The following is a 21,331-nucleotide window of genomic DNA, read 5'->3' on the forward strand; positions in this document are numbered from 1 at the left end:
TACTATGATCAGCGTAATTATGCTTGACCTTGTGCATCAGCATCCGCTTGTAAACGTTGCATGTTTGCTTCGAACTCAGCATCAAAGTTAATTGGTGTAAGTAACAATTGTGGGAAGCTACCCTTAGTGACTAAGTCATTTACAGACTCACGTAAGAATGGGAATAGAATATTTGGGCAGTATGCACCTAAGATGTAAGGAAGGCGATCTTCTTCTACACCATCAATAAGGAAAATACCTGATTGAGTTACATCAACAATGAATGCGGTCTCACCTTCATTCGTGGCTTGAACCACAACTTTTAAAGACACTTCATAGTGTGTTGGATCAATTTTTTCTGCTGAAGAAGATAAATTGATATTGAGTTCTGGCTGCCATTGTTTAGTAAATACTTGCGCACCAGGAACCTCAAAAGAAATGTCTTTTGTATAAATACGTTCTAACGCGAGTTGTGGTTGAACTTGTTCTTCGCTCATTGTTTTTCCTTAAATCTTGGAGTGTGTTGTTAAGCTAATAATTGGTCGAGTTTACCTTCACGCTCTAAGGCATAAAGTTGATCAAAACCACCGATAAATTGATCTTTAATAAAAATTTGAGGCACAGTACGATGATTGGTACGTTGCATTAACTCAATACGAACTTCAGGGGCTTCGTTGGAAAGATTAATTTCTTTATAAGCAACGCCTTTACGCTCCAATAATTGTTTTGCGCGTACGCAATATGGACAAGAAAGCGTTGAATAAATTGTGACGTTTGAGGTTGTCATTTTATCTCTCCTTAAGCTTTGGTTTTACTTTTAACTAAGGGTAAGCCTTGAGCTTTCCAGTTGCTGATACCACCATCTAGACGATAGCTATCTGCATGCGCAACTTTTTGTAATGCTGCACCCGCAACTTGACCTAAGTTACATATAAATACCAATGGACGATCACTTGCTTTTAATTCATCTACATGACTTGTGATTTGGCTATATGGAATGTTACGGCTACCGCTGATGTGACCATCACGGAAATCTTTCGCATCACGTAAGTCGATCAACATAGCATTTTTTGCCTTGACCAAAATACCGAGTGATTGTGGTGAAATTTTACGGCCATTGCGTTGTCCTTCTAAAATAAAGAACAACACAATTAACACGCCGAGCGCACCAAACAAGAAGGGGTGATTCCCCATAAACTCTAACCAGCGTTCCACAAGTCACCTAAAGTTAAAATCAAAATTGACCCTGAGTATAACTTATCTCTATGGTGATCAAAAATGTTAGTTCAAGGGCAAAACTTGAAGAAAACTAACTTTTTTGCTGCGCTTCTTGAATCTCATCAATGAGGCGTAGGTAACTGTCTAAACGACGCGGCAAAATTTCGCCTGCGTCAACCGCTTGTTTTAGGGCACAATTTTTCTCATGGGTATGGGTGCAGTTACGGAACTGACACAGCCCTAAATGGGCTTCGATGTCGGGAAAACCTGTACGTACCTTTTCTAAACTGAGATGCCATAACCCAAATTCGCGAATTCCAGGAGAATCAATGAGCGCACCGTTTGTTCCAAATTTAATCAAACGCGTTGAGGTGGTGGTGTGCTGACCAAGTGCTGAATTTTCGGAAATCACATTGGTTTTCTGTGCAGCATCTGGAACGATGGTATTGATGAGCGAGCTTTTACCGACACCAGACTGCCCAACGAAAGCCACCGTCTCATTATCCAAACGTGTAGATAACTCAGATAGATCACCACGAGAATGACAAATCAGGGTTTCATAACCCAAAGTTTCATACTCACTGAGCATCGTGAGAATAGGATCATGGTCAGTCAGTAAATCTGATTTGTTGAGTACCAATAACGCAGGAATGTTGGCATCGGCACAGGCCACTAGATAACGGTCAATCAATGTTGGAGCAGGTTCTGGTAACGGCGCAAATACAATCACAATCAGGCTAATATTTGCCGCAACAGGTTTAACTTTATGATAACGATCTGGTCGAGTGAGCAATGATTGCCTTGGATAAATCGCAGTAATAATACCTAAGCCCGTATTCGGATCTGCTTGCCACTTTACTCGATCACCTGTAACCAAGAGTTCTAAATTAGTACGAGTATGACAGCGCCAGATACTGTCTAACTCGATTGGTTTCCAGAATGGTTCTGGTTCACCTTCGGCAATTTGTGGTTTTTCAGGATGCTGTTCTGGAACCGATAAGGCTTGCACTTCGAGTTGACGACCATAATGCTGAACAACCAGCCCATCTAAATCTTGCGATGTATCAATGTCGTCTTGACGGGATTTGTGTTGTTTCTCAATACGACGCTGTTGTTGTTCAGTTAAACGACGCTTACGAATTAAAGCCATTCATGTCCCAAAAAATCCACACTTTGAAGATCGCAAAAATAGCATGAAGCCACTATAGAATTACAGCCAAGATGTAATTAATTTGCTACTATTGATGTTTTTAAGCCCTTTAGAATCGCTATTTATGAGCAGCACCCCAGATACACGATTAATTTGGATTGACCTTGAAATGACAGGTCTTGATACTGATAATGACAAGATTATTGAAATTGCAACAATTATTACAGATGACAACCTTAATATTTTAGCTGAAGGGCCTGTTTTAGCTGTTCATCAATCAGATCTCATTTTGAATGCAATGGATGAGTGGAATACCAAGCAACATGGTCAATCTGGTTTAATCGAGCGTGTACGTCGCAGCAAGTTGAATGCACAAGATGTAGAGCAGCAAACACTCGAGTTCTTAAAGAAATGGGTCAATCCAAAATCTTCACCGATGTGTGGTAATTCGATTTGCCAAGATCGCCGTTTCTTGCATCGTTTAATGCCAGAGTTGGAACAATTTTTCCATTACCGTAATTTAGATGTGTCTTCTGTGAAAGAGTTAGCGAAACGCTGGAGACCTGAAATCATGAGCGGTCTCAAGAAAAATGCCTCACACTTGGCAATGGATGACATTCGTGATTCGATTGCTGAATTAAAATATTACCGTGAATACTTTTTTATTATGAATCATTAAAAGTCATTGATTCTCAAAAGTAGTTAGCTGTGATATTGGCTAATAAAATGGTAACCCCAAAATAATGAGCATTAAGCTGATTGTTCTGGGGTGGGTTTTTGATGCTCAAAGATATTGTTAGTATGCATTGATTGATAAGTGATTTTAGTTTGAAGTCTAGCAATTATTTGCAGTATTTTTATTTTTATAAATTAAGTAATTATCCAATAAACTAAAAAGCATACAGGCAAAAACAAGACTTATTCCAGCGATGCAAGTCATTGTCCAACCACCATGATTCCATGAAAAAATCCCAAGTGCAGAGCCACAAGCACCGCCTGTAAAATACGCCGTCATATATATGGCATTAATTCGAGATTTTGCATCAGGTCGTAAGCGGAAAATAATACTTTGATTACTGGTATGGACATGCGCTAAAGCCAATTGGATAACGGCAAATCCAAGAATGTAGCTGAATAGAAAAGTTTGTCCAAAATAGAAACAAATCCAACTGAGGATGAACAAGCCACAACCGATCCAAGTTAATTGTTTGGTATAACCTTGGTCAGCGTAACGACCTATATATTGAGTTGATAATGCGCCGAAAATACCGACAAGGCTAACCATTCCAATCACAAGGTCAGGAAGATGATGTGCTGCTGTGAGCAATAAAGCAATTGTTGAGTACAAAATACTGACTGCCGCAAATGCAAAAGCACCTGTCAATGCACGTAATAGCAAACGTTTTTCTTGTTTTAATAATTCAGCCATAGAGACAAAAATTTGTCTGTAATCCATTTTGATTCGCATAACATATGGAAGTCGACTTTTGAGTGCATAAGCCAAAATCAACATTAAAATACCACTCACGACATAAATGACTTTCCAATGAAACAAATTTGAAAACAGCCCTGCAAGACTTGTGGAAAGTAAAATACCAACCAATAAACCACTCATGAGAAAGCCAACAACTTCACCTGTTTTTTCTGGTTCAACAGTCATGGTTGCGAGTGGAATTAACACTTGAGCAGCGACAGAAAATAGTCCAACTAGAATTGTACCAATCCAAAGCATTGGTAGATTCACAGAGAAAGCACAAATAAATAGGCCTACCGCACATAATGCCATTAAGAGCGGAATAAATTTGGTCTTATTAACGACATCGCCCATTGGAACAATAAAGAGCAAACCGAGCGCATAAGAAACTTGAGCAAAAGTTACAGTCAGAGCTGCTTGCCCCTCTGTCACTGCAAAAAATTGCTGAATGGAGTGAATTAAGGGTTGGCTATAATAGTTTGCACCTGCGCATAAACCACATGCTGCTGCCATAAACCAGAGTAAGGCTTTATTTTGACTCATATTTTGGGTCTTTGACATAATATTCTCTTCTCTGGTTCTAAGGCAGTATACGCAGTCGCTTCGATTTCAATTTGCATTTCTGGTAATGCTAAGCCTGTGACTGGAATAAGTGTACAAACAGGGAATTCATAAGTTTTCCGAAGATCCACTATTGTTTTAATCACCAGCTGATGTTTCTGAGTGTCATGATCAACAATCAGAACACGTAACATGGCAATATCTGAAAGTGTTGCTTGAATTGAGGCTAAAGCCTGTTGAATATTATAAAAGACTTGTTGTACCTGTTGGTCAAAAAAAGGTGAAAGTTCATCATTTTTATTTTCTCCACCTTGCCTTGCGAGATGAATAATTCGCATATTCGGTTTCACAACAGCAATATGACTATATCCATTGCTTTTAGGATGATAGAGCGCTTCAGGATTAATTATTTGAAAGGCTTGAGTATTTATTACGGTACATCTTTATAGAATAAGATATCTGCTAGTATCAAAGTTCAAGTTAACTAGAGATCAAGGAAATTTTGAAACAATATTCCCCAGAAACATGGCTTAGCATCGGAGAACTTGCAAAACGTAGCGGCGTAAGTGTTTCAACGATTCGTTTTTATGAAGAAAAAAATCTGATTTGGGGTACTAGAACGGAGGGGGATCAGCGTAGGTATCAGCGTGCGATGCTTAGGCGAATTGCAATTATAAAAGCAGCTCAACAGGTTGGGATCAGTTTAAAACAAATAAAACAAACGCTGAGTATCTTACCAAAGCAACAAGTGGCTACGAAAAAGATTGGCAAATTATGTCACAAGCGTGGCAAGGGCAATTGGATCAGCAAATCATGATGTTGTTGCAGTTAGGCCAACAATTGGATCAATGTATCGGTTGTGGTTGTTTGTCTTTGGAGCAATATCTTTTGCGAAATCCTGAAGATTGTCTTGCTGAGGATGCTATGGGTGCACATTTTCAAGAAATTTTATTTTTAATGATCAAAAAAAAAATAAGTCAGAATTTTAAAAGATGATTTTATTGCACTAATTTTGTGCGTTTTTTGAGGTTTTACTAGACAAAATCATACAAATATCACTTGAAAAAATGCCATTTAAAATTTTTACATTTATTTTTGATAATTATCTTGATTGATCTCTATTCGCATCTTTGGATCATTTTGAATGATTTGCTTAGTCTTTACTAATCGATGATTTTATCTGTAAAAATTTGATCGAAGTCGCTCTAAAAACGCTATAAATGTTCTAAGAAGCCAATCTCACCGATTGATTGCATGATTATGATGCAGATTCGGATGATTTATAAATCACAATACGTTCAATATCTAAACCAGATAAGTAATTTGTATTGATTATAAGTCATTGATGCAACAAAGCCCTGATTTATTATTTATACCTTACTTTTTTATCTGTTGTTGATGACTGAAAAAGATAGTGAGCTGGTGAGTTTGTTTAAATAATCAGATTTACCTATATAGTATATAAAGATAAAGTGTTTTTACTTATAAGTAGGCAAACATGCTGATTATATAAGTTGTAAGCATTAATCTGAATCATCAGTTCAAAATATAGGTATTTATTAAATAAATATTGGGTGGAATTTTAAAAAAGTTCCATTAGAATCCAAAATTCAACAAAGAATACTCCTGGGGGAAACATTGCTACTCGCGATGTTTACTTAAGAAAAACTAGCTTGAGGAACGCTCATGCAGATCGGAATCCCAACCGAAACTGTTGCAGGTGAAAGTCGTGTAGCGGCAACACCAGAAACAGTTAAGAAGTTGATTAACGCAGGTCATAGCATTGTCATTCAACGTGGCGCTGGTGTTAAAGCAGCCTATATTGACAGTGCTTATGAACAAGTTGGCGCAACTATTACGGACGATGCTTATACAGGCAGCCAAATTATTTTGAAGGTACGTGCCCCTAAAGGTGACGAAATTCAAAAACTTGCGGCAAATACAACTGTAATAGCTATGTTTGACCCTTACCGCAATCCAGAATTAGACCAGTTTGCTGCTCAGCAAGTGTCTGCTTTTGCTTTAGAGTTACTTCCTCGTACGCTTTCACGCGCACAAAACATGGATGTACTTTCTTCTCAGGCAAACCTGGCTGGTTATAAATCTGTATTGTTAGCTGCGGCTGAATATCAACGTATGTTCCCAATGTTAATGACGGCTGCGGGTACTGTAAAACCTGCGCGTGTCGTGATCATGGGTGTTGGTGTTGCTGGTCTTCAAGCGATTGCGACTGCAAAACGTTTAGGTGCGGTTGTAGAAGCAACTGACTTACGTCCAACGGCTAAAGAACAAGTTGAGTCTTTAGGCGGTAAATGGTTAGACGTACCAATGTCAGACGAAGAAAAACAACGTGCTGCTGAAGCTGCGAAAAGCGGTTATGGCTGGCAGCCAGGTGAGCAATACATCAAAGATCAAGCTGCGATTGTAGATAAAGCGGTATCAAATGCTGACATCGTAATCACAACTGCATTGATTCCAGGTCGTAATGCTCCACGCCTGATCAAGGCTGAAACTGTTGCCAAGATGAAACCGGGTTCTGTCATTTTAGATATGGCAGTTGAAACGGGTGGTAACGTTGAAGGTTCTAAAGAAGGCGAAACTGTTGTTACTGAAAATGGTGTGAAAATTTTGGGTATTCCAAACATTCCAGGCACAGTTGCAACTGAAGCATCTGCATTGTATGCACGTAACGTTTTCAACTTCCTTGAAACATTATTCGACAAAGACAAAAACTTTGCAATCAATCAAGAAGATGAAATCCAAAAAGCGTTACTCGTGACTCATGGCGGTCAAGTACTGCTCAAGCGCGGTTAAGGAGAGTTCTCATGGTTGAAACGATTACAATTTTCGTCCTTGCCATCTTCGTAGGTTATTACGTGGTCTGGGGCGTAACGCCTGCATTGCACACACCATTAATGGCGGTAACCAATGCGTTATCTTCGATCATTATCGTGGGTGCAATGATTCAGACTGTGGGTATGCCTGTGATTGGTGTTGATGCCAATGTAGCATTCCAGAGCGTAAACGTTGTAAGCATCTTGGGTGCGATTGCTGTGTTCTTGGCAAGTATCAACATTTTTGGTGGCTTTGCGGTAACTGCTCGTATGCTTGAAATGTTCAAGCCGAAGCAAAAGAAAAAAGAGGGCTAATAGATGGAATTTATTCGAGACTATGCGGATTGGTTCTACCTGATTGGTGCCGTCCTTTTTATCTTAACTTTGCGTGGCTTGTCTGGCCCTAAGACTGCAATTGCAGGTAACCGCTACGGTATGATCGCAATGGCGATTGCTGTAGTCACAACCTTCTTTGTTGCTGAGCATCCAGTAGTTTGGATGATTGGCGGTGCAATGGTGTTGGGTGCTGTTGTTGGTATCGCGCGTGCGAGAACAGTTCCAATGACGCAAATGCCTGAGACGGTTGCATTGATGCACTCTCTCGTCGGTTTGGCTGCGGTATTAATTGCGATTGCTGCGATTCTACACAACAACCAACTCAATGTATTATTTGAACAAAATGAAGCTGCTTTAACTGCTGCTGGTGTTCAGCACGCACATATGAGTCCAGTTCATTTATTTGAATTGTTTGTTGGCTGTTTCGTTGGTGCGATTACTTTTACTGCGTCTGTATTTGCTTACGGTAAATTAGCTGCGAAAAAATGGGCAAAAACAATTTCTGGTGCATGGGTTAAACCAGTTCAAGCAATCATTTTTATTGCGATGCTTGCATGTGGTTTCTACTTCTTCACTACGGGTAACATGACTGCATTCTGGGCAATGACAGCACTTGCACTTGCATTTGGCTGGGTGTGGATTGCGCCAGTCGGTGGTGGTGATATGCCAGTTGTGGTATCACTTTTGAACTCATTCTCTGGTTGGGCTGCAGCAGGTATTGGTTTCACACTTGAAAACAATATGTTGATCGTTGCGGGCTCACTTGTGGGTTCTTCTGGTGCAATTCTTTCTTACATCATGTGTAAGGCGATGAACCGTTCAATCATCAACGTCTTGTTTGGTGGTGCGATGGGTGGTGCAGCAGTTGCATCAGCAGATAAAGGTGAACAAGTTCAACGTAACCACCGTTCTGGTTCAGCAGATGACGCAGGCTTCCTGATGTCAAATGCAGACAGCGTTGTGATCGTACCTGGTTATGGTATGGCGCAAGGTCGTGCACAGAATGCTGTAAAAGAATTGTGTGAAGTTTTGAAAGAGCAAGGCGTAACAGTACGTTTTGCGATTCACCCAGTTGCTGGTCGTATGCCTGGTCATATGAACGTATTACTTGCTGAAGCTGATGTTGCGTATGAAGACATCTTGGAAATGGACGAGATTAACTCTGATTTCCCAGCAACTGATGTTGTATTGGTTATCGGTGCGAATGACGTTGTTAACCCAGCGGCAAAAGATGATCCAAGCTCACCAATCTATGGTATGCCGATTCTTGAAGCGCATAAAGCACGTACCATCATGGTGATCAAGCGTTCTATGGCAACAGGTTATGCTGGCTTGGACAATGACTTGTTCTATAACGAAAAAACGATGATGATCTTCGGTGATGCCAAGAAAGTTGTTGAAGATATGACAAAAGCAATCAATGGTGGTGGTCACTAATCTGACCCTATCAGGATTGAAAAAGCCACCCTTGGGTGGCTTTTTTATTTTCGATTTAATTAAAGATATTTTTCTACAAGATCCATAGATTGAGTATAAAGATCGCGCGCAAGCTGTTGGTTTTTAGCATGTGGTGATTTCCAGTCTGGCATATGTGCACTGACATATTCACCATTACGATTTGCCCAATGATCTGCAATAGCCATATCTGTAATTAACTTTGCAGGAACCGAGGTGGGTACTAAACCGATTTTCATAACCTCATAAATAGGCTTTGGTAGTTCGCGATAGATGTCTGAAGCAACACCGCCTGGATGTAAAGCATTATTGGTAATTGTACTGTTTGCCATTTGTTCAGCCAGTGCATTGCTGAATAAAAGATTCGCTAATTTAGATTGACCATAATAAAACAGTGGATTGTAAAAACCCTCAGCACGAAATTTATTTGGTTTGATTGAACCCGCCCAATGTGCAATCGAAGCAAGATGTACGATTCGGGCTTTAGGTGCTTTTTCTAATACTGGGAGTAGTTTTTGCGTCAAAAGAAAGTGACCGAGATAATTCACCCCAAATTGTTGTTCAAATCCATCAGCAGTGAGTTGCTTGGTTTTGGCAAAAAGGCCAGCATTGTTGATTAAAACATCTAGATTGCCATATTGATCAGCGATTTGATCTGCCGCTTTTCGGGTTTGTTCAAGACTATTTAAATCAAGTGAAACTAAGTCTACTTGTCCTTGATTAAGTTTACGTAATTTTTCTTGTGCAGCTTGTGCTTTTTGAGGATTGCGGCAGGCAAGAATGACATGTTGTCCTTGTTTGACCAATTGTTCCGCTGTAGCAAAGCCAATCCCTGTATTTGCACCTGTAATCAAGACCTTCATGTGTTACTCCTGTGATACTTTTTATTAACCAAGTTCTAAGGTGGTGTTATAGTGCGTTAAATTTGACAATTTGTCATGTCAATTTTTTAAAATTACCAATAACTCATCTTTGTACTTTGAGTAAAAAACTTTAATCATCAATAAGAATGTTAAATCGCTTTTTTATGATAAATAAATATAAACCAATAAATTTTTTGAATAAATGAAGTTTGTTTTGGCATTCTCTTTGCATTTAATTTCTTATTCTTTTTAGGGGAATTATATGAAAAATTTCGTATTGATTTTGCTATTTCTGTTGTTTTTCTCTTCCGCTACTTTTGCCGAAACTGCACCTAATATTCAAGAAATTCGCCTTTCCCTGGATAGCGTGTGGGTGGTTGTTGGTGGAATTTTAGTTTTCTTTATGCAAGCAGGATTTGCTTTAATTGAAAGTGGATCTGTTCGTAGTAAGAATACCGTTAATGTTCTTATGAAAAATTATATGGATACCTGTATAGGCGGCATCATTTTCTGGCTATTTGGTTTTGGTTTGATGTTTGGTTTAAATCAAACAGGCTGGATAGGATGGGGATATTTTATGCCGAGTCAATTAGATGACTGGCATTGGAATTTATTATTTTTCCAAATGATGTTTGCAGCAACAGCAACCACGATTGCAAGTGGTGCGATGGCAGAGCGAATACATTTTGTGGCCTATGTGGTGAGTGCCATCTTTGTCAGTGGTGTGATTTATCCGATATTTGGAAGTTGGGCTTGGGGAGGATTGTTTGGTGGAGATGGTTGGTTAAAAGCTCTGGGTTTCATTGATTTTGCAGGTTCAACAGTCGTGCATTCAATTGGTGGTTGGGTGGCACTGGCAGGCATTATCGTATTAGGACCACGTTTAGGTCGATTTGGTCGCAAAGGGCAAAGCCATTTTTTAGCAGGGCATAACTTACCTCTCGTTGCATTAGGAGGCTTTATTTTGTGGTTTGCTTGGTTTGGTTTTAATGCCGCTTCAACCGTTGCAGCTAGTGTTAGTATTGGGCGTATTGCATTGAATACACATCTTGCTGCGTGTGCGGCAGCTTCAACTTATATGATTCTTGCACTACTTCAATCAAAAGCAGTCTTGATGCGTCATACGATTAATGCTTCATTAGCGGGCCTAGTCGCAATTACGGCAGGATGTGCCACAATGTCACCGCCGTTTGCCATTATCACAGGGGCAATCGCTGGATTTTTAATTACCTTTGTTCCACAATTTATAGAAAAGATGCAATTAGATGATGTTGTGGATGCTGTGACTGTTCACGGTGTTTGTGGTGCATGGGGGACATTAGCCGCAGGCATTTTCTTTGAACAAGCACTATTTAATTTAGATATTATTCTTGTTCAGGCCTTAGGTGTGGGGGCTGCATTGATTTGGGGATTTGGTGCATCTTTTATTATGTTTAAATTTCTCGATAAGCTCTTGGGTGGTTTGCGAGTTTCACAACAACATGAACAACGTGGTTTAGACTACACTGAACATGCGGAGTTATCTTATCCTGAGTTTCAAAGAGATGTGACTTTTGAGACTGAAAACATCACTCATCGGCATTGAGGGGTGATTGCTATGGTTGAACTGACAATTGAACAAAAGAAGCAGGCAGTCACAAAAGGATTATCCCATTTTTTGCCAGATACCGTGTTGCAACGTGTTTTACACTATTGGGAAAGTGAATATGGTCATCAGCCTTCTTTTGTATTAAACCGTTTTTTAAGTGAAATTTGTACAACACATGAGTTGCAGTTGCTCCGCAAAGACATGTTGCGTCAGGTTTTGCATGAAATATCGATTGTTGAAAAGCAGCAACATCTTGAGGTTAAAGAGGATCTAGAGGTGGTGATTGCGGAAGAAGAGCAGCCTGTAGATCTATTTCAAGCTTTTTATGATTTTATCATCACAATTTTAAAGTCAGTTCATCGGAATGATTATTTAGAGTTCGTAGATGAATTGGGGATAAAAATGAAAAAGCATCGCTTATTGGCTGCTTATCGATTTATTGATGGTTCAGAAAAAAATTGTCTTAAGCAAATACCTCAAACACTCTATGCTGAACTGATTACAATTTTTTATGCCATTTATTGTGATTTTTATGGACCAAATAAAGCTGATCAGCTTTATGCGCAGATTAAGAATACAGTGAAGCAACAATATCCTGAAATTGATTTAAAACAGTTACTATGAATATAAAAAAAGCGACCAATTTGGGTCGCTTTTTTGAGAGCTTTAAGCTACTGATTCTGGTGCACGCCATAAACTTTCTAAGTCATAGAATTTACGGGCGGTAGGTAGCATAACGTGTACAACAACGAACCCTAGATCAATTAGGATCCATTCAGCATCTCGTTCACCCTCAACACCAATCGGGCGAAAACCTGCTTTACGTGCTTCATCAGCAACATTGTCAGCAAGTGCTTTGACATGACGAGTAGATGTTCCGCTTGCAATTACAATTGCATCGGCAACATTGCTAATAGAACTTACATCAAGTTCTAGAATATCTTTGGCTTTTACATCAGTAAGGGCTTCATGTACAACTTTTAAACAAGCATGTACATCTTTGTTTGCTGTTTTGATTTTTAGGTCGTGAGAATTAGAAGCGCTGGGCGATGGTTCTAAATTCATAGAGGGTATATTTTCCTGACAATTGCTCATTGTCAAATATACCGTTTTTCTCTATAAAATTCAAATTTCAGCAGTAACAGTTTATGTATTTACGTCATTGGAAAAGTACTTTTCTTTCCATGCAAAAGATTGATCTGATTGAGTTTTTGGTCGGTATTCTGCACCAATATAACCTTGATAGTCACTTTGATGTAACCAGTCAAAAATTTGCTTATAGGGAATATTTCCTGTGTCAGGTTCATGTCGATTTGGATAATCGGCAAATTGGATATGTCCAATTTGATATAAATTTTCCTGTAATCCAGCCAAAATCTCTTCACCCATCATTGCCATATGGTAACAATCGTACTGCATTTTTAAAGCAGGATGGTTGACGACTTCCAGCATTTCTTGGGCTTGAGCGATATTCTGAACTAGAAAACGTGGCATATCTGTGCCATTAATCATTTCAAAAACAGGTTCAATACCTTGTTCAGTGAGCATGTGGCAAGCAAGTTTCAAATTGCTTGCTAAGGCATTTAAACAAGGTAAGAGATCAGCATCTTGCGGCTGTTTACCCGCTAAAATATTGACTCGAGGAACATTCAATGCCTTTGCATAACGAATTGCAAGCATAAGGGCATGATGAAATTCAATTTCTTTTCCAGGAATACCTGCTAGGCCATTACCGCCCTGCATTAAATCGCCAGCAGGCACATTCATGAGGCAAAGGGAAAGATTGTATTGTTCAAGCTGAGTTTGAATATCAAAAATTTCTAATTCATATGGGAACTGAATTTCGATATGTTGGAAGCCATGTGCATGGGCTAAAGCAAAACGCTCAATCAAAGGGACTTCCGTAAAAATCATCGACAAATTGACTGCAAGATGGCTCATATTCAATCTCCTTCAATCAATTATTATTGCTCTATATATTGAATAATAGTCGCTAAATCATTATCAGCAAAACCGTTTTCTTGGTGAGCTTGTAACTGTAGTAGGGCTTTTTGTGCAACAGGTATATTTAGGTTAAAACTATGTGCAAGTTTTAATGCATTATTAAGGTCTTTAGATAAGGTCTGCACTTTCCATTGCACAGGCTCGAAAGTATGGGTTGCCATACGAGGAGCTAAAATTTGAAATGGTTTAGAATCTGCAAAACCGCCCGCGAGAGCAGGGGCAAGTAAGGTGGTATCTACGCCTGCTTGGCTTGCTAATGCAACAGCTTCTGCGATCAACGTGCTATTTGCTGCAACAATTAATTGATTACAAATTTTGGTGGCTTGTCCAGTCCCTGTTTCACCCATACGGGTGACACGTTGTGATAAGACTGTATAAATAGGCTCGAGTGCTTGGATGGTGTGTTCATCGCCACCAGCAAAAATGACCAAAGTACCTTGTTCTGCCCCGATAGTCCCACCTGAAACAGGTGAGTCAATCCAAGTCACTTGTTGCTGTTGGGCAGATTGTGCCAATTGTTGTGTCGCGGTTACCGACAAGCTAGAAAAGTCAACAATCACTTGCTCTGCTTTTAAATAGGGCTGGATTTGATCGAAAACGCTTTGAACAGCTTGATCATCCGCTAAACATATTAAAATAACAGGGTATTCCGCAATCTTGTTTAATTCTAATTGAGTTGCACCTTGTTGAATAAGTGCTTCACATGCATGTTGGCTTCGATTCCATACCGCTACAGTATAACCAGCTTGAAGAAGTCGAGAGGCCATACGTGTACCCATTAACCCCATGCCTAAGAACGCGATAGGTGTTTGTTGATTCGCATGCATGTGAATTTATCCTCGTGCTTATTTATATTGGCGCGGCAAGAATTGAATTTCTGGATTCTTATCTTTTTTACGTGCAAGGCTACTGTTTTTACCTAAAAGTAATTTAAGCTGCCACAGTTTTTCTAAACGTAAAGCCTTTTCAGGTTGATGTTCCATTGCATCCAATACTCGTTTCGCTGCCATAATTGCATCTGGCGAGCGCTGTAAGATTTCTTGGGCGATCACGTTTGCTTTGGCTAATGGATCTTGATCTAAATGTGTCACTAGACCAATTTCTTTAGCGTATTCTGCGTCAAAGATACGCGCAGTCAGCGTTAGTTCTTTGGCTAGATCAACGCCGATCAGCCCTTTTAATGAGCGGGTTAAACCCATGTCAGGTACTAGGCCCCAACGGCTTTCCATAATCGACATTTTAGTAGTGGGAGTCGCAATACGAATATCCGCTGCGAGTGCAAGCTGCATTCCTGCACCAAAGCAAAAACCTTCGATCGCTGCAATAACAGGAATAGGCAAATTTTGCCAAATTAAAAAAGCTTTTTGAAATAAGCTTTGTCCTGGTTTGATCAGTTCCCATGCTGCAAATGCTGTATTTTTTGGATTATTTAGATCTGATAAGTCGATACCAGCACTAAATACCTGTGCTTCACCCGTGAGGATGACACAACGAATTGAACGATCTTTCTCAATTTTTTTAGCTGTTGCAACCAATTCTTTTAATAATGCAAAACTCATTGCATTGCGTTTATCTGGTCGATTTAAGGAAACAGTTGCAATCCCATTGTTCTTTTCAACGCGTAAAAGTGCCATTTACCATACTCTTATTGTGTTTGATTGGGGCAGCATAGCATGAGTCTTTAACCTGAAACATGACACCGCAGTCACATTAAATGTCATGGGCGTGTAAGATGAGATTTGCGGCTTGTCGCACCTGTTCAATGGCCGTGTTTAATTCATTAAAGCGATAATTTGTTTCCCGAATAAAGCCGTCATCTGCTTTACGTCGTTCTTTACGTAGGGTTGAAACGAATTGTTCAAACTCGCCCGAAACCTGTTGTAAATTCGGTGTTCCTACGTATCGAGTAGCACCATATAAACGGTGTAATACATGTTCCAGTTGAGGGAAGTCTTCCATTTCAATCAATTGTTGCATTTCAGCAAGTTCAGTATCGAAACTGTCTACCAACATATTCAATAGATCTTGTGCTAGATCTTCTTTGTTCGCTGCTAATTGAACACTTTGTTGCCAATTCAAAATTTGAGGATCAATCGTTTCAATCGAACGTTTTTGTTCCGTATTTGCTGGTTGGGAAGAGAAATTGTTTTTCGTCCAGTGCGTTAAGATTTGAATGATTTGTTCCATTTGAATCGGTTTGGTTAGGTAATCATTCATACCAACTTTGAGTAATTTTTGCTTTTCGTCTGCTAGAGCATGTGCCGTGAGTGCAATAATCGGAAGTTGCATGCCTGTATCTAAAGTTGACTCTAAGGAACGAATTGCTCGTGTTGTATCAATTCCAGACATCACTGGCATTTGGATGTCCATAAAGACTAAGTCAAATGGCGGTAATTTTTGTTGTATACGTGCTTGAATGATATCAATCGCTTTCTGCCCACTGAGCGCTTTTGTAGTGGTGACATTCAATTCACCAAGTAATGCTTCCAGTACAATCAAGTTAGGTAAATGATCGTCTACAGCAAGTATATGTAATCCTTGACCATTAAAGTTTTCTGGTTCTGGCTCAAAGATAGGTTGATTTCCCAATAACTGAACCAGTTCACGACGACTCAACGGTTGGTAGAGCGGGCGTGCACGATATTCATTCAGCATGTTTGGCTCAAGGCTCATTTGATAACCGTAAACGGCTAAGTTTCCTTGGTAACGCTGACGAATTTCTTTGAGTAGTGCTTCTGTATCACCACTATGGTCAACGATAAGCCATGTATTTTCTTGCTGATTTAAATGATTCAGACGACTAAATAAATCCAAAATTGATTGTGTTTCGATATGTGAGACACAGTAGTTTTCTAAATATGAACGAAGCACACTCGCTGTGGCAGGATGGGCAAGGTAAGAGACTACTTTTAAATGATCGAAATGTGGATGCTCGACAAATTCATCTTGTTCATCTACTTTAAATGAAGCCGTAAACCAAAAAGTTGAACCTTTTTCTGTCGGTGCACGTTCTTGGTTGTCTTCAAAGCCAATTTGACCATGCATCAAATGAACAAGTTGTTTGGAAATCGCTAAGCCTAATCCTGTACCTCCAAATTGACGAGTAACGGAAGCATCACCTTGAGAAAATGATTCAAATAATTTTTTACGGTCGGTACCACTGAGACCAATACCACTATCTTGAACGCTGAAATGTAATAGGCATTGTCCAATATCATCATCTTCCATACGTACACGAACAATGATTTCACCATCTGGAGTGAACTTAATGGCATTGGAAATGAGGTTGGTCAGAATTTGTTTAAAACGTAAGGCATCGCCAACCACATGCTGTGGAATATTCTCAGCGTAGTAAAATGCCATGTTGATATGTTTTTGCGCTGCAAGCGGAGAAAGCATATCCATCACATCAAAAATAGCTTCTTCCAAATCAAATGGTGCAGTTTCGAGCTCTAATTTACCTGCGTCAATTTTAGAGAAATCAAGTACATCATTAATCAGTGCCAATAGGTGAGCAGATGATTTACGAATAGTCTGTAGGTATAGGTTTTGTTCATTGCTAAGGTTCTGCTGACGAAGCAATAAATGAATAAAGCCATCAATACTGTTGAGAGGTGTTCTTAGCTCATGGCTGATATTGGCTAAAAAGACTGATTTAGATTGATTTGATGAAATCGCTTGGTCACGTGCTTGACGATAGGTAATGTTCTGAACTTCGAGTGTGTCTAAGGTACGACGTAAATCCTCTTCGGTTTGTTCAGTATGCTCTTTCAACTCCAAGAAACTAAAATGTAAACGTTTGACTGCATTGGCAATATCACGCTGGAGCAGGCGTAACTCGCCTGTACTGTTCACCACAATATGCTGATCCAGCGTATCGGCATTCAGGCGCTGCATCTGCATACGAATTTCATAGAGTGGCGCCAGCCAGCGCCGTGAAAAAACATTCAGGCAAAATAGTAAAATCATCAGGGTAATCAGCCCTGTCGCTACCAAGGCTAATAGAATTTTATAACGAGCTAACTCAAGTGGCTGATTGTCTAATTCAATCATGAGCCAAATTGATTCGTTATGACCACCAGCCAATTTTGCACCATAGATGCTGTTGTGTTTATGTGCGATTGGACCAAAAAAATTACTGTTATTTGGAAAAGTTGGCCAAAAACGATTATTTTGATAACCAATACTGAGATAGGTTTGCCCTTGATTATCAATAATGACAGCGCGTTGTAAGTTTTTCTCATCAAACATTTTTTGCATAATGTTTTGAGCGCGATCATATTGATCGGGGTGTTGTTGTACCAGTTGCAGTAATTTTTCTGCGGTTTGATGATAACGAGCTAAGATCGCTGAAGCATCGGAATGCTGTTGTTGTTTGGCTGCACTGGTGGTTTCAGATAAAACCCATAAAATTCCAACACCTGTCAGTACGGCGATCGGTACTAAAATAAGTGCAATCAATTGTCCATAAGCATGATTGAGCCGTAAGCGTTTTGACAGGATTTTATTGAAATTTGACATAGTGCGGTCAGATTTATCATTCTGTGCAACATCTTAGCATGCTTTGTGGCAAACAGAGGTACGGGCTAGCCAATAAAAAGCATAGTGAAAAGGTGCAGTATTTCTTATTTTTTCATACAATAGTCGCCACCTTAATATCGGTGTCGATCATGACGAATACGCAAACTGATTTTTTAGCAGATGAATTTTTACTAGATTATTATGTCGGTAAAAGCCCTTTAGTGCGTTTGCAACGTTTAGCAAGTCATACTCAAGCTACCATATTAGCGAAATTAGAAGGTAATAATCCTGCTGGCTCAGTCAAAGATCGCCCTGCTTATAACATGATTGTTCAAGCAGAGAAACGTGGACAAATTCAACCTGGTGATACTTTAATTGAAGCCACTAGCGGTAACACTGGCATTGCTTTAGCCATGGTTGCCGCGATGCGTGGCTATAAAATGAAGCTGATCATGCCAAACAACATGAGCCAAGAACGTAAAGATGCAATGTTGGCTTATGGTGCTGAGTTAATCGAAGTGACTAAACAGCAAGGTATGGAAGGTGCACGCGATTTAGCTTTACAAATGCAGGCTGATGGCAAGGGGTTTGTGCTGAACCAGTTTGGTAATCCAGACAATGTAGAGGCGCATTACCTCACAACTGGACCTGAGATCTGGAAGCAAACGGGCGGAAAAATTACCCACTTTGTCAGCTCGATGGGGACGACAGGAACCATTATGGGGGTCTCTAAGTATTTAAAAGAACAGAACCCTGATATTCAAATTGTGGGCTTACAACCCTCTGATGGTTCGAGCATTGCAGGGATTCGTCGTTGGCCTGAAGAATATCTGCCAACCATTTTTGACCGTAGCCGTGTTGACCGTATCATTGACATTCCACAGCTTGCGGCGGAACAGACCATGCGTAAACTGGCACGCATGGAAGGCATCAGTGCAGGAACCTCCTCTGGTGGGGCCGTATGGGCATCACTGAAAATTGCTGAAGAAACACCTGAAGCCGTGATTGTGTGCATTATCTGTGACCGTGGTGATCGCTACTTGTCAACAGGACTGTTTTCAGTTCAAGATGAAGATCAGGCCTAACTGATTATACTGAATGATGAGCTTGCGTTTTCCAATTTTAGTTTTTGATATTGAAACACTGACTGACTTAAAGGCTGGTGCTCATCTTTATCAACTTGACTTGCCTCAATCCGATGTAGAACAGGCATTAATCAAAATCCGCCGTCAGGAATCAGGTAGCGAGTTTCAGCGTTTGCCCCTGCATGAAATTGTCTGTATTTCAGGTTTATGGATTGATGAAAAGGGCTTCCGCCTGTTTTCATTTAGTCAGGAGCAAAGTACAGAAGCTGAAATGCTGACAAAATTCCTGTCCATTTTTGACAAGAAGCAGCCGACACTGGTGAGCTGGAATGGCTCGCAGTTTGACTTGCCTGTGATTCTGTTCCGAGCCATGTATCATGGGCTTTCTGCGCCCAGCCTGTTTGATCAGGGTGAAATTGATAACCAAAAGCGCTTTAACAACTACCAGAACCGTTACCACCACCGTCATGTTGACCTGATGGATGTAATGGCGATGTTTAATGGACGCAATTTCCAGAAACTTGATGATGTTGCTTGTCTTTTAGGATTCCCTGGAAAACGTGGTGAGACTGGTTATCATGTGCCAGAGTATGTGAGTACTGAACAATGGTTAAAACTGACCAGTTATTGTGAAGGTGATGTTTTAAATACATGGTTGATCTATTTACGTTGGTTGTTGCTCAAAGGGCAGCTTAATCAACATGATCATCAGCATTGGCTTCAAACCACGATCGATTATTTACAAACTCAAACGCAACAAACAGAATTCTTACAGGTATGGCAACAAACATCGCAATATACTGTATTTACCGCAAATACGTTTGCGCCAAAAAATTAGGTTGATCTTTTGAAACATAAAGCGAAACAGCGCCCAGCTCAATATCCGACATATACCTTCCAAATCGAAGCTTTTTCTCATGAGGGGCGAGGGATTGCGCATTATGGAACGCATCCTGATCATCCAAAAGAAAAGCATGGCAAGAAGGTTTTCATTCGTTATGCGCTCGTGGGTGAAACAGTACAAGCCAAGATTAGCAATCAAACTTCTCGTTTAGAAGAAGCGGATATGGTTAAGCTAGAAAGTGATGCGGCTGTGGGACGAGTCGATCCAATTTGTCCGCATTTTGGGGTGTGTGGTGGCTGTAGCTTGCAACATATTCATCCAGATGAACAGATTTTATTAAAACAGAATGTATTAAAGTCACATTTACAACATTTTGCTGGTTTACAACCAGAGCAATGGTTAGATCCAATCCGCTCTGAAAAAATAGATTATCGTCGTCGTGCTCGAGTGGGCGTTCGCTATATTGCGAAACAAAATCGTTTGGTGATGGGCTTTCGTGAGCATCACAGTAATCATTTAACACCGATTCAGCAGTGTCACGTTCTTGATCAGCGTTTGTCCGAAAGTTTAGTAGAGTTGAGAAAACTACTCGAAAGTCTAACAGGCAAAGCCCACATTGGTCATATAGAATTAGCAATGGGTGATACCGAGACAGCATTATTGATTCGCCACTTGGATGAATTAAATGTGTCGGATGTCAACCAATTACGTCAATTTGCGTTACTAAAGGATTGGCAGTTGTATTTGCAACCTAAAGGCGCAGATAGTTTACATCGTGTTGATGATGCTCAAGCACCGATGCGTTTGCACTATAGTCTGGATGAGTTTGCGGTTAAATTTGCATTTTCACCTTTAGACTTTACTCAGGTGAATAGCGGTGTAAATGCAAAGATGATTCACTTGGCATGTGAATTGCTAGATTTACAGAAAGGGGAGAGAGTGCTCGACCTGTTTTGTGGACTGGGTAATTTTTCCTTACCTTTAGCACGTTGTGTTGGTGAGACAGGTCAGGTCATTGGTGTTGAAGCAAGTGATGAGATGGTACAACGGGCAACTGAAAATGCGAAAGCAAATCAATTGTCTCAGGCATTGTTCTTTTCACAAGATTTAACAAAAGACTTTTCGCATCATTCTTGGGCAAAACAGGGATTTGATGCATTATTAATTGATCCTCCTCGATCAGGTGCGTTTGAGGTTATGCAATATGTACCTAATTTTGGAGCAAAAAGAATCGTTTATGTTTCATGTAATCCATCAACACTGGCAAGGGATGCGGGTGTACTGGCACAATATGGTTATCAACTTAAAAAAGCAGCAGTCATGGACATGTTTACCCATACTGAGCATGTTGAATCAATTGCCTTATTTGAAAAAAATGAGCAATTTGAAAAGACCCAAGAGATAAACGATTAGAGAATG

General features: G+C 40.0%; 21 protein-coding genes and 1 pseudogene. 10 read left to right on the forward strand and 12 right to left on the reverse strand.

Annotated elements, in window-relative coordinates:
- Window positions 1-17 precede the first annotated feature (17 nt).
- The 4 genes from secB to rsgA form a co-directional block, all read right to left on the reverse strand.
- Window positions 18-476: a protein-export chaperone SecB gene (gene secB, locus F908_RS14695; protein WP_005164288.1), complete on the reverse strand. Its 459-nt coding sequence runs from the start codon at window positions 474-476 to the stop codon at window positions 18-20.
- A gap of 29 nt (window positions 477-505) precedes the next feature.
- Window positions 506-766, reverse strand: a complete 261-nt coding sequence (gene grxC, locus F908_RS14700; RefSeq protein WP_004664142.1) for a glutaredoxin 3 — start codon at window positions 764-766, stop codon at window positions 506-508.
- Between the two features lie 11 nt (window positions 767-777).
- Entirely contained in the window at window positions 778-1,194 is a 417-nt protein-coding gene (locus F908_RS14705; protein ID WP_005164290.1) for a rhodanese-like domain-containing protein, read from the reverse strand.
- A gap of 94 nt (window positions 1,195-1,288) precedes the next feature.
- On the reverse strand, window positions 1,289-2,347 hold the full coding sequence (gene rsgA / locus F908_RS14710; RefSeq protein ID WP_005164291.1) for a ribosome small subunit-dependent GTPase A: 1,059 nt from the start codon (window positions 2,345-2,347) through the stop codon (window positions 1,289-1,291).
- Window positions 2,348-2,471: 124 nt separating this feature from the next.
- Between rsgA and orn the strand changes: the two genes are divergently transcribed.
- Window positions 2,472-3,026 (forward strand): oligoribonuclease, encoded by a 555-nt coding sequence (orn, locus tag F908_RS14715; RefSeq protein ID WP_034601948.1) that lies wholly within the window; start codon window positions 2,472-2,474, stop codon window positions 3,024-3,026.
- 156 nt (window positions 3,027-3,182) lie between these two features.
- Here the strand turns inward: orn and F908_RS14720 are convergent, their stop codons facing one another.
- Both F908_RS14720 and F908_RS14725 read right to left on the reverse strand, forming a co-directional pair.
- The gene (locus F908_RS14720; RefSeq protein WP_005164292.1) at window positions 3,183-4,382 is read right to left on the reverse strand and encodes an MFS transporter; all 1,200 of its coding nucleotides are present in this window, start codon (window positions 4,380-4,382) and stop codon (window positions 3,183-3,185) included.
- The gene (locus tag F908_RS14725) at window positions 4,361-4,813 is read right to left on the reverse strand and encodes a RidA family protein (RefSeq protein ID WP_051064417.1); all 453 of its coding nucleotides are present in this window, start codon (window positions 4,811-4,813) and stop codon (window positions 4,361-4,363) included. The genes F908_RS14720 and F908_RS14725 overlap by 22 nt, the downstream gene beginning before the upstream one ends.
- 71 nt (window positions 4,814-4,884) lie before the next feature.
- Here F908_RS14725 and soxR point away from each other — a divergent pair.
- The 4 genes and pseudogenes from soxR (at window position 4,885) to F908_RS14745 (ending at window position 8,989) form a co-directional block, all read left to right on the forward strand.
- Window positions 4,885-5,378, forward strand: a pseudogene (soxR, locus tag F908_RS14730) (redox-sensitive transcriptional activator SoxR).
- Window positions 5,379-6,068: 690 nt separating this feature from the next.
- Window positions 6,069-7,196: a Re/Si-specific NAD(P)(+) transhydrogenase subunit alpha gene (locus F908_RS14735; protein WP_005164298.1), complete on the forward strand. Its 1,128-nt coding sequence runs from the start codon at window positions 6,069-6,071 to the stop codon at window positions 7,194-7,196.
- An 11-nt stretch (window positions 7,197-7,207) separates the two neighbouring features.
- On the forward strand, window positions 7,208-7,531 hold the full coding sequence (locus F908_RS14740) for a proton-translocating transhydrogenase family protein (protein WP_004678363.1): 324 nt from the start codon (window positions 7,208-7,210) through the stop codon (window positions 7,529-7,531).
- A 3-nt stretch (window positions 7,532-7,534) separates the two neighbouring features.
- Window positions 7,535-8,989, forward strand: a complete 1,455-nt coding sequence (locus tag F908_RS14745) for an NAD(P)(+) transhydrogenase (Re/Si-specific) subunit beta (RefSeq protein ID WP_005164300.1) — start codon at window positions 7,535-7,537, stop codon at window positions 8,987-8,989.
- Window positions 8,990-9,048: 59 nt separating this feature from the next.
- Here the strand turns inward: F908_RS14745 and F908_RS14750 are convergent, their stop codons facing one another.
- The gene (locus F908_RS14750; RefSeq protein WP_005164301.1) at window positions 9,049-9,870 is read right to left on the reverse strand and encodes an SDR family NAD(P)-dependent oxidoreductase; all 822 of its coding nucleotides are present in this window, start codon (window positions 9,868-9,870) and stop codon (window positions 9,049-9,051) included.
- 262 nt (window positions 9,871-10,132) lie between these two features.
- On the opposite strand from F908_RS14750, the gene F908_RS14755 reads away from it, so the two are divergent.
- Together F908_RS14755 and F908_RS14760 are read left to right on the forward strand one after the other, a co-directional pair.
- Window positions 10,133-11,455: an ammonium transporter gene (locus tag F908_RS14755; protein ID WP_005164303.1), complete on the forward strand. Its 1,323-nt coding sequence runs from the start codon at window positions 10,133-10,135 to the stop codon at window positions 11,453-11,455.
- 12 nt (window positions 11,456-11,467) lie between these two features.
- Window positions 11,468-12,082, forward strand: a complete 615-nt coding sequence (locus tag F908_RS14760; RefSeq protein ID WP_005164304.1) for a hypothetical protein — start codon at window positions 11,468-11,470, stop codon at window positions 12,080-12,082.
- A 42-nt stretch (window positions 12,083-12,124) separates the two neighbouring features.
- On the opposite strand, the gene rsfS is transcribed toward F908_RS14760, so the two are convergent.
- The 5 genes from rsfS to F908_RS14785 all read right to left on the reverse strand — a co-directional run bounded on the left by rsfS (window position 12,125) and on the right by F908_RS14785 (window position 17,983).
- Window positions 12,125-12,523, reverse strand: a complete 399-nt coding sequence (rsfS, locus tag F908_RS14765) for a ribosome silencing factor (RefSeq protein WP_004664160.1) — start codon at window positions 12,521-12,523, stop codon at window positions 12,125-12,127.
- Window positions 12,524-12,604: 81 nt separating this feature from the next.
- Window positions 12,605-13,399, reverse strand: a complete 795-nt coding sequence (locus F908_RS14770) for a hydroxypyruvate isomerase family protein (protein ID WP_005164308.1) — start codon at window positions 13,397-13,399, stop codon at window positions 12,605-12,607.
- A 23-nt stretch (window positions 13,400-13,422) separates the two neighbouring features.
- Window positions 13,423-14,289: an NAD(P)-dependent oxidoreductase gene (locus F908_RS14775; RefSeq protein WP_005164309.1), complete on the reverse strand. Its 867-nt coding sequence runs from the start codon at window positions 14,287-14,289 to the stop codon at window positions 13,423-13,425.
- A gap of 18 nt (window positions 14,290-14,307) precedes the next feature.
- Window positions 14,308-15,096 carry a crotonase/enoyl-CoA hydratase family protein gene (locus tag F908_RS14780; RefSeq protein ID WP_005164310.1) on the reverse strand — a complete coding sequence of 263 codons (789 nt, stop codon included), beginning with the start codon at window positions 15,094-15,096 and terminating at the stop codon, window positions 14,308-14,310.
- 76 nt (window positions 15,097-15,172) lie between these two features.
- On the reverse strand, window positions 15,173-17,983 hold the full coding sequence (locus tag F908_RS14785; protein WP_005164318.1) for a GacS-like sensor histidine kinase: 2,811 nt from the start codon (window positions 17,981-17,983) through the stop codon (window positions 15,173-15,175).
- A gap of 149 nt (window positions 17,984-18,132) precedes the next feature.
- Here F908_RS14785 and cysM point away from each other — a divergent pair, with 149 nt between their 5' ends.
- Genes cysM through rlmD form a run of 3 tightly spaced genes read left to right on the forward strand, consistent with a single transcriptional unit; the run spans window position 18,133 to window position 21,325 of the window.
- Window positions 18,133-19,068 carry a cysteine synthase CysM gene (cysM, locus tag F908_RS14790; RefSeq protein ID WP_005164319.1) on the forward strand — a complete coding sequence of 312 codons (936 nt, stop codon included), beginning with the start codon at window positions 18,133-18,135 and terminating at the stop codon, window positions 19,066-19,068.
- A 22-nt stretch (window positions 19,069-19,090) separates the two neighbouring features.
- Entirely contained in the window at window positions 19,091-19,906 is an 816-nt protein-coding gene (locus tag F908_RS14795) for a 3'-5' exonuclease (RefSeq protein ID WP_171063604.1), read from the forward strand.
- A 9-nt stretch (window positions 19,907-19,915) separates the two neighbouring features.
- Window positions 19,916-21,325: a 23S rRNA (uracil(1939)-C(5))-methyltransferase RlmD gene (gene rlmD / locus F908_RS14800; protein WP_005164325.1), complete on the forward strand. Its 1,410-nt coding sequence runs from the start codon at window positions 19,916-19,918 to the stop codon at window positions 21,323-21,325.
- Window positions 21,326-21,331: the final 6 nt, after the last annotated feature.

Origin of the sequence: Acinetobacter sp. NIPH 284 (assembly GCF_000369425.1) — a bacterium.
GTDB lineage: Bacteria > Pseudomonadota > Gammaproteobacteria > Pseudomonadales > Moraxellaceae > Acinetobacter.

Excerpts from the sequence above, each read along its gene's own strand:
- secB (WP_005164288.1), bottom strand. The coding sequence starts at position 476 with ATGAGCGAAGAACAAGTTCAACCACAACTCGCGTTAGAACGTATTTAT.
- grxC (WP_004664142.1), bottom strand. The coding sequence starts at position 766 with ATGACAACCTCAAACGTCACAATTTATTCAACGCTTTCTTGTCCATAT.
- rsgA (WP_005164291.1), bottom strand. The coding sequence starts at position 2,347 with ATGGCTTTAATTCGTAAGCGTCGTTTAACTGAACAACAACAGCGTCGT.
- orn (WP_034601948.1), top strand. The coding sequence starts at position 2,472 with ATGAGCAGCACCCCAGATACACGATTAATTTGGATTGACCTTGAAATG.
- F908_RS14720 (WP_005164292.1), bottom strand. The coding sequence starts at position 4,382 with ATGTCAAAGACCCAAAATATGAGTCAAAATAAAGCCTTACTCTGGTTT.
- F908_RS14735 (WP_005164298.1), top strand. The coding sequence starts at position 6,069 with ATGCAGATCGGAATCCCAACCGAAACTGTTGCAGGTGAAAGTCGTGTA.
- F908_RS14740 (WP_004678363.1), top strand. The coding sequence starts at position 7,208 with ATGGTTGAAACGATTACAATTTTCGTCCTTGCCATCTTCGTAGGTTAT.
- F908_RS14745 (WP_005164300.1), top strand. The coding sequence starts at position 7,535 with ATGGAATTTATTCGAGACTATGCGGATTGGTTCTACCTGATTGGTGCC.
- F908_RS14750 (WP_005164301.1), bottom strand. The coding sequence starts at position 9,870 with ATGAAGGTCTTGATTACAGGTGCAAATACAGGGATTGGCTTTGCTACA.
- F908_RS14755 (WP_005164303.1), top strand. The coding sequence starts at position 10,133 with ATGAAAAATTTCGTATTGATTTTGCTATTTCTGTTGTTTTTCTCTTCC.
- F908_RS14760 (WP_005164304.1), top strand. The coding sequence starts at position 11,468 with ATGGTTGAACTGACAATTGAACAAAAGAAGCAGGCAGTCACAAAAGGA.
- rsfS (WP_004664160.1), bottom strand. The coding sequence starts at position 12,523 with ATGAATTTAGAACCATCGCCCAGCGCTTCTAATTCTCACGACCTAAAA.
- F908_RS14770 (WP_005164308.1), bottom strand. The coding sequence starts at position 13,399 with ATGAGCCATCTTGCAGTCAATTTGTCGATGATTTTTACGGAAGTCCCT.
- F908_RS14775 (WP_005164309.1), bottom strand. The coding sequence starts at position 14,289 with ATGCATGCGAATCAACAAACACCTATCGCGTTCTTAGGCATGGGGTTA.
- F908_RS14780 (WP_005164310.1), bottom strand. The coding sequence starts at position 15,096 with ATGGCACTTTTACGCGTTGAAAAGAACAATGGGATTGCAACTGTTTCC.
- F908_RS14785 (WP_005164318.1), bottom strand. The coding sequence starts at position 17,983 with ATGTCAAATTTCAATAAAATCCTGTCAAAACGCTTACGGCTCAATCAT.
- cysM (WP_005164319.1), top strand. The coding sequence starts at position 18,133 with ATGACGAATACGCAAACTGATTTTTTAGCAGATGAATTTTTACTAGAT.